14 protein-coding genes, 1 pseudogene and 1 riboswitch are annotated in these 12,434 nt (G+C 51.1%); of the genes and pseudogenes, 12 read left to right on the top strand and 3 right to left on the bottom strand.

Annotated features, from left to right (window positions below; all coding sequences use genetic code 11):
- The first annotated feature begins 69 nt into the window (after positions 1 to 69).
- From EAV92_RS18765 to EAV92_RS18750, 4 genes and pseudogenes are all read left to right on the top strand, one after another.
- Positions 70 to 522 carry a MarR family winged helix-turn-helix transcriptional regulator gene (locus EAV92_RS18765; protein WP_123042513.1) on the top strand — a complete coding sequence of 151 codons (453 nt, stop codon included), beginning with the start codon at positions 70 to 72 and terminating at the stop codon, positions 520 to 522.
- Positions 523 to 538: 16 nt separating this feature from the next.
- Entirely contained in the window at positions 539 to 1,057 is a 519-nt protein-coding gene (gene paiA / locus EAV92_RS18760; RefSeq protein WP_123042512.1) for a spermidine/spermine N(1)-acetyltransferase, read from the top strand.
- 3 nt (positions 1,058 to 1,060) lie between these two features.
- Positions 1,061 to 1,159, top strand: a pseudogene (locus EAV92_RS25070) (DinB family protein); the annotation flags it as partial.
- A 152-nt stretch (positions 1,160 to 1,311) separates the two neighbouring features.
- On the top strand, positions 1,312 to 2,253 hold the full coding sequence (locus tag EAV92_RS18750; RefSeq protein ID WP_123042510.1) for a LysR family transcriptional regulator: 942 nt from the start codon (positions 1,312 to 1,314) through the stop codon (positions 2,251 to 2,253).
- Positions 2,254 to 2,275: 22 nt separating this feature from the next.
- Here the strand turns inward: EAV92_RS18750 and metE are convergent, their stop codons facing one another.
- Entirely contained in the window at positions 2,276 to 4,555 is a 2,280-nt protein-coding gene (gene metE, locus EAV92_RS18745; protein ID WP_478210228.1) for a 5-methyltetrahydropteroyltriglutamate--homocysteine S-methyltransferase, read from the bottom strand.
- Between the two features lie 189 nt (positions 4,556 to 4,744).
- A riboswitch (cobalamin riboswitch) is annotated at positions 4,745 to 4,920 on the top strand.
- 179 nt (positions 4,921 to 5,099) lie between these two features.
- Between metE and EAV92_RS18740 the strand changes: the two genes are divergently transcribed.
- The 8 genes from EAV92_RS18740 to EAV92_RS18705 all read left to right on the top strand — a co-directional run bounded on the left by EAV92_RS18740 (position 5,100) and on the right by EAV92_RS18705 (position 11,120).
- Positions 5,100 to 5,324, top strand: a complete 225-nt coding sequence (locus EAV92_RS18740) for a glutaredoxin family protein (protein WP_123042508.1) — start codon at positions 5,100 to 5,102, stop codon at positions 5,322 to 5,324.
- Entirely contained in the window at positions 5,321 to 5,692 is a 372-nt protein-coding gene (gene nrdI / locus EAV92_RS18735; RefSeq protein ID WP_123042507.1) for a class Ib ribonucleoside-diphosphate reductase assembly flavoprotein NrdI, read from the top strand. The genes EAV92_RS18740 and nrdI overlap by 4 nt, the downstream gene beginning before the upstream one ends.
- Complete coding sequence (nrdE, locus tag EAV92_RS18730; protein ID WP_123042506.1) at positions 5,689 to 7,782, top strand: class 1b ribonucleoside-diphosphate reductase subunit alpha; 2,094 nt, start codon at positions 5,689 to 5,691, stop codon at positions 7,780 to 7,782. The genes nrdI and nrdE overlap by 4 nt, the downstream gene beginning before the upstream one ends.
- Complete coding sequence (gene nrdF / locus EAV92_RS18725) at positions 7,770 to 8,735, top strand: class 1b ribonucleoside-diphosphate reductase subunit beta (RefSeq protein WP_123042505.1); 966 nt, start codon at positions 7,770 to 7,772, stop codon at positions 8,733 to 8,735. Before nrdE ends, nrdF begins: the two co-directional genes overlap by 13 nt.
- Before the next feature lie 125 nt (positions 8,736 to 8,860).
- Complete coding sequence (locus tag EAV92_RS18720; protein WP_123042504.1) at positions 8,861 to 9,601, top strand: hypothetical protein; 741 nt, start codon at positions 8,861 to 8,863, stop codon at positions 9,599 to 9,601.
- Positions 9,602 to 9,603: 2 nt separating this feature from the next.
- Positions 9,604 to 9,981: a GntR family transcriptional regulator gene (locus tag EAV92_RS18715; protein WP_123042503.1), complete on the top strand. Its 378-nt coding sequence runs from the start codon at positions 9,604 to 9,606 to the stop codon at positions 9,979 to 9,981.
- A gap of 10 nt (positions 9,982 to 9,991) precedes the next feature.
- Positions 9,992 to 10,672 (top strand): ATP-binding cassette domain-containing protein, encoded by a 681-nt coding sequence (locus EAV92_RS18710; protein ID WP_338134421.1) that lies wholly within the window; start codon positions 9,992 to 9,994, stop codon positions 10,670 to 10,672.
- A gap of 13 nt (positions 10,673 to 10,685) precedes the next feature.
- A complete protein-coding gene (locus tag EAV92_RS18705; protein ID WP_206424236.1) occupies positions 10,686 to 11,120 on the top strand; it encodes a hypothetical protein in 435 nt (144 codons plus the stop codon).
- 58 nt (positions 11,121 to 11,178) lie between these two features.
- Here EAV92_RS18705 and EAV92_RS18700 read toward each other — a convergent pair whose 3' ends face one another.
- Both EAV92_RS18700 and EAV92_RS18695 read right to left on the bottom strand, forming a co-directional pair.
- Positions 11,179 to 11,940, bottom strand: a complete 762-nt coding sequence (locus EAV92_RS18700; RefSeq protein WP_123042501.1) for an SDR family oxidoreductase — start codon at positions 11,938 to 11,940, stop codon at positions 11,179 to 11,181.
- Positions 11,941 to 11,947: 7 nt separating this feature from the next.
- Positions 11,948 to 12,319, bottom strand: coding sequence for a MerR family transcriptional regulator (locus tag EAV92_RS18695; protein WP_123042500.1), 372 nt, complete (start codon positions 12,317 to 12,319; stop codon positions 11,948 to 11,950).
- Positions 12,320 to 12,434: the final 115 nt, after the last annotated feature.

The raw sequence follows: 12,434 nt of genomic DNA, 5'->3' as shown, positions 1-12,434 counted from the left end.
TATTTTTGTTGCAAATGCAATAAAACGAATGTACGATATAAGCAACAATATCTTACTGGAGCTGCCAATATGAAGGAAATTCTTCGTGAAATCGGAATGATCGCCAGAGCGCTGGATTCCATAAGCAATATTGAATTTAAACAATTCGATCTTACCAAAGGTCAGTACCTGTACCTCGTGCGAATATGCGAAAATCCGGGAATCATTCAAGAAAAGCTGGCTGAGATGATTAAGGTTGACCGAACGACAGCCGCTCGCGCGATCCAGAAACTCGAGACCAACGGATTTATCGAGAAGAAGGATGATCCCGGCAACAAAAAAATCAATAAGCTGTTTCCCACGGTGAAGGGGAAGACGGTCTACCCTTATATCAAAAGGGAAAACGATTATTCCAACACGGTCGCGCTTTCCGGATTTTCCGAGAGTGAAGCGGAGACCGTTTTTAACCTGCTGCAGCGAGTCAGAAAAAACGTAGAGAAAGACTGGGAGTTCGTGAAAAAGGGAAACAAGCGGGATTATTGAGGAGGACAAAAGTGAAATGACGTTAGAGATCAGAAAGTGCACGCTTGAAGATCTGGGCGCGCTTCAAGAAGTTAGTGTAGAAACCTTCAATGATACGTTCAAGGATCAAAACTCGCCCGAGAATATGAAATCCTATTTGGATAAAGCATTTAACCTCGAACAATTAGAAAAAGAACTTTCGAATAACGATTCGGAATTCTATTTCATTTATTCTAACGGTCAAATTGCCGGGTACCTGAAGGTAAACATCAATGACGCTCAATCTGAACGAATGGGCCGGGACTCGCTTGAGATCGAGAGGATTTATATTCGGAGAGCATTTCAAAAACAGGGGCTGGGTAAGCATTTCTATCTTAAAGCGATTGAAAGAGCAAAGGAGCAGAATAAGGAGAAGATTTGGCTCGGGGTTTGGGAGAAAAACGAGAGCGCGATCGCGTTTTATGAAAAAATGGAGTTTGTTCGGACCGGAGCCCACTCTTTCTATATGGGGGATGAAGAACAAACCGATTTTATTATGACCCGCACGCTTAGTTAATCGACGTATCACCGTGGCAACGTGACGGCTATGCTGAGGCAGCAAGGGTATGCCGGGGTCCCGACCGATTATTTGTTTTATTTGTTGGAACGGCAACAATAATCTTGTAAATTATTGTTATGACGATGCTGCGGTGGAAGCCGGGAGCCAAAGAAGGGGAGCGGCAACGTGAGTGACTCCCAGCATTACGATCGGATCTGCTCCAAACTCAAGCTGCCTCACAAAAATTTCGTATTGGGCAAGGACGGAAACCGATGACATTGCAGCAGTTGAAGTACATTTTAACGATCGTAAGCAGCGGCTCCATTAGTGAAGCGGCGAAAAAGCTCTATATTTCGCAGCCCAGCTTGTCCAGCGCGGTGAAAGAGATCGAGCAGGAAATGGGCATCGAAATCTTCGTGCGTTCCTCCAAGGGTATCGTGCTGTCCGTGGACGGGGCAGAGTTTCTGTCCTATGCCCGCCAAGTCGTGGAGCAGGCGGAGCTTCTTGAGCAGCGGTACACGAATCGGAAGCCTTCCAAGAAGCTCTTCTCCATCTCGACGCAGCATTATGCCTTCTCGGTACAAGCCTTCGTAAGCTTGTTGAAAGAGTTAAACGTAGATGAGTACGAGTGTACGCTTCGCGAAACCCGAACTTACGAAATCATAGAAGACGTACGCCATATGCGCAGCGAGCTCGGCGTTCTCTATCTCAATGATTTTAACCGGAAGGTCATTCAGAAAATATTGAGGGATAACGAGCTCCGATTCCATCCGCTTTTTGTCGCCGAAGCGCACGTGTTCATTAGCTCCGAGCATCCGCTTGCCTCCAAGCAGATGCTGAGAATAGAAGATTTGGACGATTACCCTTCGCTAGCCTTTGAGCAGGGAGAATACAATTCGTTCTACTTCTCGGAGGAAATTCTCAGCACGAGAGCCCACAAGAAGAAAATACTGGTCAGCGACCGCGCGACGCTGTTTAATCTCCTCATCGGGTTGAACGGCTACACGATCAGCTCGGGCGTGCTGAATAAAGATCTGAACGGAGAGCAGATCAAATCCGTGCGCCTTCATACGGAAGAGAACATGCAGGTGGGATACATTACGAATGAGAAAGCGAGTCTGAGCCGGCTGGCCAAAGACTACGTCCGCATTCTGAAAAGCGTCATTGCGGATTTCGGTTATCCCGTCATCCACGAAGAGGATGAGCCCAACTGAGCTCATCCTCTTTTTATATATGCTACAATTCGTTTCTTGCTTCCTTGGCCGCTTGGACCAAGTTCCGTAAGCTCGCCCAAGTTTCGTTTTCCCCGCGCGTCTTGAGCCCGCAATCGGGGTTGACCCACAACTTGGCGGGATTGATGGATTCCAGCATCCGCTTCAGCGCCTGTTTCAATTCTTCCACGCTCGGAATACGAGGGGAGTGAATGTCGTACACGCCCGGGCCGACTTCGGTGCGGAAGCCGCAAGCCTGAATGGATTCGATGATCGAAAGGTCCGATCTGGAGGCTTCGAACGTGATGACGTCGGCATCCATGTCGTCGATCTCCCGGATGATATCGCTGAACTGGCTGTAGCACATGTGCGTATGGATCTGCGTGCCTGCCTGGACTCCGCTGTGCGTCAGTCTGAAGGCGGGAATCGCCCAGCTCAAATACTCGCGATGCCAGTCCGACTGCCGCAGCGGCAGTTTTTCTCTTAATGCGGCCTCGTCGATTTGGATGATGTCAATGCCGTTAGCCTCCAAATCCAATACTTCGTCCCGGATGGCAAGCGCGATTTGCAGGGCGCTGTCCTTCAGGCTGATATCTTCACGGGGAAAGGACCAGTTCAGGATCGTAACCGGGCCGGTCAGCATTCCCTTGACGGGCTTGTCGGTCAGGCGCTTGGCATAGGCGGAATATTCGACGGTGATCGGCTTGGCGCGGCGAATGTCTCCCCAAATGATCGGCGGCTTTACGCATCTGGTCCCATAGGACTGCACCCAAGCGTTTTCCGTGAAAATAAAGCCATCCAAGCTTTCGCCGAAATACTCAACCATATCGTTGCGTTCGTATTCACCGTGGACAAGCACATCGAGGCCGATCTCTTCCTGCCGTTCGATGCACTCTTCGATTTTACCGAAGTTGAATTGCTTGTATTGCTCCTCGGTGATGGCGCCTTTCTTGAATGAAGAGCGGTTCGCCCGGACGTCGGCCGTCTGCGGAAACGAGCCGATCGTCGTCGTCGGCAGTGGCGGCAAATTGAATTTCGCTTTCTGAATCGCTTCCCTCTCCGCAAAGGCGAGAAGCCTCCTGAAATCCGCTTCCGTGAGCGCCGTCGCTCTTGCCTGCACCGCTTCATCGTTCGTAAACCGCGGCCCGCTGAACAGCTTTTCGTTCTCCGTGTATAACGGTGAAGCATGAGGATCGGCATGCTCTGCGATCGCTTTGAGCTCCGACAGCTCCCGCAGTTTCTCCTCCGCGAAAGCCAGGAACCTTTTTTTCTCCGCAGGCAGCTTCTTTTCATGCGCCAGCGTGTAAGGCACATGGAGCAGCGAGCAGGACGGGCCGATCATGATCTGCTGCGCATGCCCGCCGATTTCGCGAATCAGGCCAAGGGTGCGTGGATAGTCGTTTTTCCAGATGTTTTTGCCGTTGATGACGCCCGCGAACAGCACTTTACCGTCCGGGAATCCGTACTGACGCACAAGATCCAAAGACCGTTTGCCTTCTACGAAATCGAGGCCGATGCCATCGAACGGAAGTGCTTGCAGGGTCGGATAAACGTCGCGAACGTCTCCGAAATACGTTTGCGCGAGAACTTTGACGTTCCCTTTGGCGGATAGAATCCTGGAATAGAGCTTCGAGAAAAGCGCGATATCCTCCGTAGTCAAATCCGTGACCAATGCCGGCTCATCCAGTTGGAGCCACGCCGCGCCAAGCGCGTTCAATTTGTCCAGCACGGCCGAATAGGCATCCGCAACATGGTCGGCGAAGTCCTCGGCCTTTTTGGCGCCCGTGTATTTCGCAAGCTTAAGCAGCGTGAAAGCTCCGATCAGGACGGGTTTGGTTGCGATGCCCAGCCGCTTTGCCTCCGCATACTCGTCGAACAGCTTTGTTCCCTCAAGCCGGATATCCGCGGTATCCTCGATCTCCGGCTCCATGTAGTGGTAGTTCGTGTTGAACCATTTTTTCATGGCTAAAGCTTTCACGTCGCCTTGTTTACCTTGATAGCCTCGCGCCATCGCGAAGTAAGTTTCCAACGGGCCAAGGCCGAGCGCGCGGTATCGCTTCGGAATGACGTTGAACAAGCTGGCCGTGTCGAGCAGTCCGTCGTAATACGAGAAATCGTTGGATGGAATCCAATCGATGCCGCTCTCCTGTTGCAGCTTCCAATGGGCCGCTCTCAGCGTTGCGCCAATACGTTGCAATTCCTCCGCCGCGATCTCGCCTTTGAAAAACTTTTCGGACGCAAATTTAAGCTCTCTTAATGCCCCGACTCGGGGGTAACCGATAACCGAAGTCTTCAACGCCAACACTCCTTGGTTCCATGTTGACCCCATTATAGGGGGAAGAATTCGCCATCGAAAAACACTTAAAAACTATATACAGCCATAGAAATTTCCTATGGGCGATCAATATCTTGAGTCGAACGCCTCATAATCCAATGTTTACATACTGTATCTTGGAATGGCCGCGGAGGTGTGCTACAATCAGAACATTCCAATTGAATAGAGTTCCGGACAGGTACTACTTCGGTAGTTTAATAGGGAAGCTAGTGCGATTCTAGCGCTGTCCCCGCAACTGTAACGCTGACGAACGTTCGAATCCACTGTGCCAGGCATGGGAAGGGAACGGGAGAAAGAAGCGTAGCCAGGAGACCTGCCTTTTTCGGAACGATGTTTGCATTTCTCCGGGGGCTGGGAAATCGAACGATAACCATCAGGATTCCTTCTCCCGGCCTTTCCAGCAGATGAGCATCGCTGCTTGCCGGAGTCGATTCATGTTTATCGTTTGCGGCACCCTCGGAGACGAGGGTGCTTTTTATATTCATCATCAATTGAAATCCGGAGGAGAAGCGCTATGAAACTTTACACGAGAACGGTATGTCCGAAATGCATGTGGATCAAGTCCGAAATCGCCCGGTCGGGCCTGGCAGTCGAGATCATCAACATCGATCATGACGAGGCATCCCGCGAAAGGCTTATGGAAGCCGGAGTCATGAGCGTGCCCGTGATGGAAGCGGGCGGCGAATTCATTGTCGATCCGACCGAGATGGTGAAGCAATTGGAGAGCTTGAGCGTATGATCGCCTTCGCAAGCCGCACCGGGAACATTCGCTATATCGTTTCCCGGTTGCAGCTGCCCGCGGTCGAGATCGAAGAAGGACGTACGCTTTCGGAACCGTATTTGTTATTCACTTATACGGATGGTCTGGGAGAAGTCCCGCAACAGGTAAAGAGGTTCATGGAGCGAAACGGCCGGTATTGCCGTGGAGTGATCGTGAGCGGCAACAGCAATTTCGGCCACCAGGTGTTCGGAGGAGCCGGCGATGCCATCGCGCGCCAATGGCAAGTCCCGCTCGTGCGGAAGATCGACATGCGGGGCTTTGCCGATGACTACGAGGCCATCCAGCATTATTACGAGCAATGTTTCCGGAAGGAGCCAGTCCGATGAAATCCTATTTGAAGCTGAACAACGAGGTGCTGAACCAATACAGCCGAACGGGCAAGCTGGATCTCGCCAAGGATAAAGAAGCGACGCGCAAGTACTTTTTGGACCACGTCAACGCGAAGCTGCGTTATTTCATCGACACGCAAGAGAAAATCCGGTATCTCGTAGACGAAGGCTATTACGAGTCCGCTTTTTTGGAAATGTACGAAACGTCGTTCATCGAGCGGCTTTATGAGAAGGCATACGCCTATAAATTTCGCTTTCCCTCTTTCATGAGCGCGAGCAAATTCTACGAAAGTTATTCGATGAAAAGCAGGGACGGCCAAGAATTCCTTGAAAAATACGAGGACCGCATCGTCATCATCGCGTTGTATCTGGCGCAAGGGGATGCGCAGCTGGCGGAACGTGCGGTAGAGGCCATGATGTCGGCCTACCAGCCGGCGACGCCTACCGCGCTGAACAGCGGCAAGAAAGCCCGCGGGGAGCTGGTCAGCTGCTTCAAACTGACGATGGACGATTCGATGCGCAGCATTGCCGAGAACATCGGGTATTGCTTGGAACTGTCGCGCTTAGGCGGCGGCGTCGGGGTCAACGCAACCGACCTCAGGCCGCTGGGCGATCCGATCAAAGGCATTCTCAATCGCGCAAGCGGCGTCATGCCGGTCGCGAAGCTTCTCGAAAACTCTTTCTCTTATTCGAACCAACTCGGCCAGCGTAATGGATCCGGCGTCATCTATTTGAACATTTTCCACGCGGACATCGAGAATTTCATTTCGGCCAAGAAGCCGAATGCCGACGATAAAATCAGGCTCGCCACGCTGTCTACGGGCATCATCGTGCCGCACATTTTCTTCGAGCTGATGAAGCGGGACAAGGACATGGTGCTGTTCAGCCCGTACGACATCTACAAGGAATACGGCAAGCGGATGTCCGAAATCAGCATCAGCGAGATGTACTACGAGCTGCTGGACAATCCGAATATCCGCAAAATCAAGCGCATCAACGCGCGGAAATTATATACGGAAGTGAAGAAAGCCCAGTTCGAGTCGGGGTATCCGTTCGAGGTGTTCGACGATCACGTGAACGAGAAGCACGCCCTTCGCAATTTGGGGCGGGTGAAGATGTCCAACCTGTGCACGGAAATCCTGCAGGTTCAAGAGACGAGCGTCATTCACGATCAAGGTACGGACAACGAGTACGGCTTCGACGTGTCCTGCAACTTGGGTTCGATCGATATACATAAGGCTACTCAAGACGAACAATTCGAGCAGTTGATCGACACGTCGATGCGTCTGCTCACGAACGTTTCGTTAATGACCGATATCAAAAACGTTCCGTCCGTCGCCAAAGCGAACCGTCACATGCACTCCGTCGGGCTCGGCGTCATGAATCTGCATGGGCACTTGGTCTCCCAAGGAATCTTGTACGGTTCGGAAGAGTCCGTGGCGTTCATCGATGCGTTCATGGAGGCGCTCAATTACTACTCGATCCAGGCATCCATGCAGATCGCCAAGGAGCGCAAGGAAACGTTCCACGGCTTCGAGCAAAGCGATTATGCGAATGGCTCTTATTTTGATTCCTATGTGTCCAAGTCCGAAGTCGACCTGCCGGAAAAGGTACGGAAGGCGCTCGGAAACGTGCCGATCATTACCCAAGAGATGTGGATTAGCCTCAAAGAGCAGGTCATGCAGCACGGGTTGTTCAACGCCTACCGCTTGGCGATTGCGCCGACCGGCAGCATCTCCTACATCCGCAACAGCACGGCTTCGATTGCGCCCTGCACGGAGAAGGTGGAAATCCGCGATTACGCGGACAGCCGGACGATCTACCCGATGCCGTTTTTGAACAACGACAATATTTCCTTGTACAAGGAAGCTTACGAAATCGATCAGTATCGCATGATCGATCTGTACGCCGCGGCGCAGCGGCACATCGACCAAGGGATTTCGATGACGCTGTACGTCACCGATCAGTGGACGACCGAACAGCTGGCTCGCTTGTACATTTACGCTTGGATGAAAGGGATCAAGACGGTGTACTATGTGCGCCAGCGCCTGCAAACGATTGAGGAGTGTGTTTCATGTTCGATCTAAAAGCGTTCGAAGCGGTCAACTGGAACCGGAATCAGCATGAGCTGACCAAGGTGTTCTGGGACCAGCAATGGAAGCAAATCTGGTTTCCGGAAGAAATCGCGGTGAGCAAGGACATCAAGCAGTGGCAGGATTTCGCGCATCAGGATACGTACAAGAAAGTGCTCGGCGGGCTGACCCTGCTCGATACGATCCAGACGAATATCGGGATGAACGAAATCGCGCGTTACGAGCCGAACCTGCAAGAGAAAGCCCTGTACACGGTTTTCGCTTCCTTCGAGGCCATTCACGCGAAATCGTATTCGTATATCTTCACGACCCTGTGCACGAACGGCGAGATCGACAACATTTTCGATTGGGTTAAGCGCAATGAGTACTTGCAGTACAAGGCGAAAAGAATCAGCGACGTGTACCTGGCGATCGAAGAAGGCGACGAGGTTTCCTTGTGGAAAGCGATGTTCGCGTCGGTCATGCTCGAGTCGTTCCTGTTCTACTCCGGATTCTTTTTCCCGCTGTACTTGGGTGGGCAAGGCGTTCTGAGGAACAGCGCGGAAGTGATTTCGCTCATCCTGCGGGACGAATCCATTCATGGCGTAGCGATTGGGTATTTCGCCCAGCAGCGGTTCAAGCAGTTCACGGCGGAGCAGAAAGAGCAGCTGACGGTCTGGGGCTGCGAGCTTCTGCTCGATCTCTATCATAACGAGATGAGCTATACGAACGATTTGTATGCGGAGACGGGGTTAAGCCCCGACGTGAAAAGCTATGTCCGCTACAATGCCAACAAAGCGTTGATGAACATCGGCTTCGAAGTGATGTTTCCGGACGAGGAAGTCAATCCGATTGTCATGAACGGCATCCGAAACGAAGGCTCGACGTACGATTTCTTTTCGCAGAAGGGTTCCACTTACGCAGTCGCGAAAGTGGCTCCGATTACGGACGATACGTTCAAGTTTTAATACCGAGGCAAAGAAGGGCAACCTTCTTTGCCTTTTTTTTCTTCATGGCTATTTACATGTCATAATGAATTAGTGTACTATGACATTAATACACTAAGTCAGTTCAATAAAAGGATGAAGCGGCTATGCGGCAGTGGACAGCTTTGTTTATGAAAGATTTCAAGCTTTCGAGAACCGTGTTTTTCATTGGACTCGTCATGAATGTACTGGTGGTCATGTTGACGCTGTACTTGGGGCAGGCAGCGAACGATTCGTTAATCATGTTCGTACCCTTGGCCATTTTCGTCGGCATTCATGCGATCTACGTACCGATTGTCGTTTTTATCAGCTTGAAAACCGAGAGCAGCCATTTGTCGTTGTGGCTGAACAATCCCCAACCGGCGGTAAAACTGTTGTTGAGTAAAATCGCAAACGGTTTGATGATGATCGTGATTTCCCTCTCCATGTTATATGTCTTGTCCATACTGCTGATCGCACCTAAGTTCGGCATGATGGAGTCGAATTGGACGGATATCCGGAGAGTGGGGTTGTTCATTTTTCCTCATATGATTTGGATATCGATTCTGCTTAGCGCGTGGGTGATGGTGCTTTGGGCACTATACCAATGGTTCAGATTAAAGATCGGGCGTTGGAGCCGAGCAGCCGTTGCAGGCGCGGCCATCCTATCCGCAGGGGCAGATGCCTTGCTCAAATCCTCTGAGCCGTATCGATTCGTTACGGAATGGGGAGGCATGGCTTACAAGTTTCCCGCGATATTATCAGACCCGGTTCAAACCTACGCAGGAGAATATGTGTTGGACTTCGTGATTTTCGTAGGACTATTCATTCTGGCCGCGTGGCTCGTGGATCATAAAGTCGAGGGATAACGATGGATGAATTTAACGCATCGAAGCCGATTTATTTGCAATTGGCGGACCGCATACACCGACAGATTACCAGCGGAGAATTGAAAGCAGGCGAGAAGCTTCCTTCGGTCCGCGATATGGGGATCAAATACGGCATGAATCCCAATACCGTTCAGCGCGCTTACAGCGAATTGGAACGCGAAGGAATCTTGGAAACGAGAAGAGGCCAAGGCACGTTCGTTACGGAACGACAAGACCGCTTGGTTCAACAGCGCGACAAGTTGAAGCATGAACAAATCGAGCAATTCGTCCAAGTCATGCAAGAGCTGGGATACAGCGCGGCGGAAATCCTGTCGGGGCTGGAACAATATTTGAATGACATGGGGAAAGGAGATGCGTGAAGTGATTCGGATGACGAACGTTTCGAAGAAATACGGTAAACAGGCCGCGCTTCAGGACATCTCATTGTCGGTGCCGATCGGTAAAATCATAGGCATTGTGGGCGGGAATGGCAGCGGAAAGTCGACGTTGTTGAAATTAATGTCCGGACTCTCGCTGCCGACAAGCGGGAGTGTGACGGTAAACGGAGAGACGGCCAGTCGACGAATCGGCAGAGTCGTTTCCTACTCCTCCGACGCGGGTTCGTTTTATCCTATATTCACGGTAAGAGAGGCTTTGCGTTTTCAAGCATCGCAATTTGCCGACTTTAACCTTGCGAAAGCGGACGAAATCATAAAGTTGATGAAGCTCGATCCACATATGAAAATCAAAGCGCTCTCGAAAGGAAACCGCGGCCGATTGCAAATCGTGCTTACTTTGGCCAGGGAAGTACCCTACATTCTGATGGATGAACCCTTGTCCGGGCTGGATCCGATGGTACGCGAGTCTATCGTCAAAGGAATCATTTCCTATGTGGATTTGCAATCCCAATCCTTAATCATGACCAGCCATGAAGTGACGGAAATCGAAACCTTAATTGACGGGTTCATTGCGCTGAAAGACGGTTCATTGCTGAGAATGGCCGATATGGAAGATTTGCATGAATCAGAGGCGCTAAGCCTGGCGGATTGGATGAAGAAATCCTATGTCTAAGGGAGAGGGAACGATGAACCTGACGGAGCCATCCAAAAAGGGATCGATCGGCGAGGTCTCGTTATTGCGTCTATATTTGTTGAGGCTGGGTTACTTGATTGTCGTCGTGGGGCTCGGTCTCAACGTATGGCCGGAGATCATCAACCGGTCCGGTTCGTGGGAGCTGATGGAAGGGGTGGTGCAATGCATGCTGCTCGCCTTCTGGTCGTTATGCGTCCTTGGGCTGCGGTACCCCCTTCAGGTGCTGCCTGTGCTGCTGTGGGAAGTGGCGTGGAAGACGGTTTGGCTCCTTCTCGTCGCACTCCCGGTTTGGACATCCGGCCAGATAGACGATGCAACCATGGAGATGGCTATTTCTATCTTATGGGTCGTAATCTTTCCCTTCCTCATTCCTTGGCGCTTTGTGTTTGCAAACTACGTGAAGAAGCGCGGAAATCTGTGGGCCTAGCCGGGCATTCAGCACGGTTATAAAGAAAACTCGCCGTTATGCGGCGAGTTTTTGCTTTTTATTCGATCGTATTTTTCGTTGCCTTATACATATTGGCTACATGTTCGTCGACTTCGTCCCGCGACATGCGCAAGCGAGCAACGGAAGTACCGTATCCGATTTCCTGTTTACCCTCTGCCAATCCTTCAAAAATTCCATCCGCGAACGCCTCCAACGGTTCTCCATGCACATGCAGCCCCGTTCCGCCCAAATCCGTATTCACGGCCGGAGGAGCAACTTCAATCACTTCAACGGACGTTTCCGAAAGCTGGTGTCTGAGGCTCATCGTAAACGAGTGAACCGCCGCTTTCGTGGCCGAATAAATCGGAGCAATCGCAAAAGGCGTATAAGCCAATCCCGACGTCACGTTAAGGATCGCCGCATATTCTTTTGTTGCAAAATAGGGTGCGAACAGCATGGCAAGCTGGAACGGCGCTTCGATGTTGGTCTTGATTTCTTGATTGAAATAACTCCAATTGTTCTTCGCGTCGGCTTTCAACACGTTAAACCGTTGTTGGATGCCGGCATTGTTGACGAGTACGTTCACTTCGGGATGGTTCGCCGTTACCCAATCGAACAATGCGACACGCTCGGATTTCACACTCACGTCACTGACGCGGGTGATGAGGCTCGGGAGTTTCTCCTTCGCGTTTTCCAGTACACTTTCACGACGCCCGGTAACGATGACCGTATTTCCAGCTTTGATAAAACGTTCCGCAAAAGCGAGTCCGATGCCGGCGCTTCCGCCCGTAATCAGGATGGTATTCCCGGAAAGCTTCATGACAGTCTCAAGTCTCCTTTGTTTTTCGGTTTGTATAACGTTCAATTTTTACGTCGATCCCTTTGAGGGATTCCGTCATCGTTGAAATTTCGGCCAGTACGGCTTTCTTGTGGTTCTCCATCATTTCAAGCCGAAGTTCCGTGGTGCTGTCTCCCTCAATTACCCAGTCCATATATTGCTTGATTCCGCTGATCGGCATATGCGTGTTTTTTAAACAAATCACGGTTCCCAGGAGCGCCATTTGATCCTCTGAAAATAACCGCCTCCCGGCTGCATCACGCTCGATGAGGGGCAGCAGTCCTTTTTTCTCATAGAAACGGATCGTAGATTCCGGAATATTGAATCTCGCTGCAGCTTCGCTAATGGAACAGTACTTCATCTGGAGACCTCCATGTACCTTACCCTGTCGACAGGTATAGAATACGACTTAAACCAAGGTTTAAGTCAACAAGAAACTTTTTTCCCGAGCAAAGTTCCCGAAGGTTCGGGAACCG

Origin of the sequence: Cohnella candidum, from assembly GCF_003713065.1 — a bacterium.
GTDB lineage: Bacteria > Bacillota > Bacilli > Paenibacillales > Paenibacillaceae > Cohnella > Cohnella candidum.
This window is presented reverse-complemented; position numbering and strand designations above follow the sequence as displayed.

What these genes read in the sequence shown, in the direction of transcription:
- EAV92_RS18765 (WP_123042513.1), top strand. Translation starts at nt 70, where the DNA reads ATGAAGGAAATTCTTCGTGAAATCGGAATGATCGCCAGAGCGCTGGAT.
- EAV92_RS18705 (WP_206424236.1), top strand. Translation starts at nt 10,686, where the DNA reads ATGAACCTGACGGAGCCATCCAAAAAGGGATCGATCGGCGAGGTCTCG.
- EAV92_RS18710 (WP_338134421.1), top strand. Translation starts at nt 9,992, where the DNA reads ATGACGAACGTTTCGAAGAAATACGGTAAACAGGCCGCGCTTCAGGAC.
- nrdF (WP_123042505.1), top strand. Translation starts at nt 7,770, where the DNA reads ATGTTCGATCTAAAAGCGTTCGAAGCGGTCAACTGGAACCGGAATCAG.
- EAV92_RS18700 (WP_123042501.1), bottom strand. Translation starts at nt 11,940, where the DNA reads ATGAAGCTTTCCGGGAATACCATCCTGATTACGGGCGGAAGCGCCGGC.
- EAV92_RS18750 (WP_123042510.1), top strand. Translation starts at nt 1,312, where the DNA reads ATGACATTGCAGCAGTTGAAGTACATTTTAACGATCGTAAGCAGCGGC.
- nrdE (WP_123042506.1), top strand. Translation starts at nt 5,689, where the DNA reads ATGAAATCCTATTTGAAGCTGAACAACGAGGTGCTGAACCAATACAGC.
- EAV92_RS18740 (WP_123042508.1), top strand. Translation starts at nt 5,100, where the DNA reads ATGAAACTTTACACGAGAACGGTATGTCCGAAATGCATGTGGATCAAG.
- EAV92_RS18715 (WP_123042503.1), top strand. Translation starts at nt 9,604, where the DNA reads ATGGATGAATTTAACGCATCGAAGCCGATTTATTTGCAATTGGCGGAC.
- EAV92_RS18695 (WP_123042500.1), bottom strand. Translation starts at nt 12,319, where the DNA reads ATGAAGTACTGTTCCATTAGCGAAGCTGCAGCGAGATTCAATATTCCG.
- paiA (WP_123042512.1), top strand. Translation starts at nt 539, where the DNA reads ATGACGTTAGAGATCAGAAAGTGCACGCTTGAAGATCTGGGCGCGCTT.
- nrdI (WP_123042507.1), top strand. Translation starts at nt 5,321, where the DNA reads ATGATCGCCTTCGCAAGCCGCACCGGGAACATTCGCTATATCGTTTCC.
- EAV92_RS18720 (WP_123042504.1), top strand. Translation starts at nt 8,861, where the DNA reads ATGCGGCAGTGGACAGCTTTGTTTATGAAAGATTTCAAGCTTTCGAGA.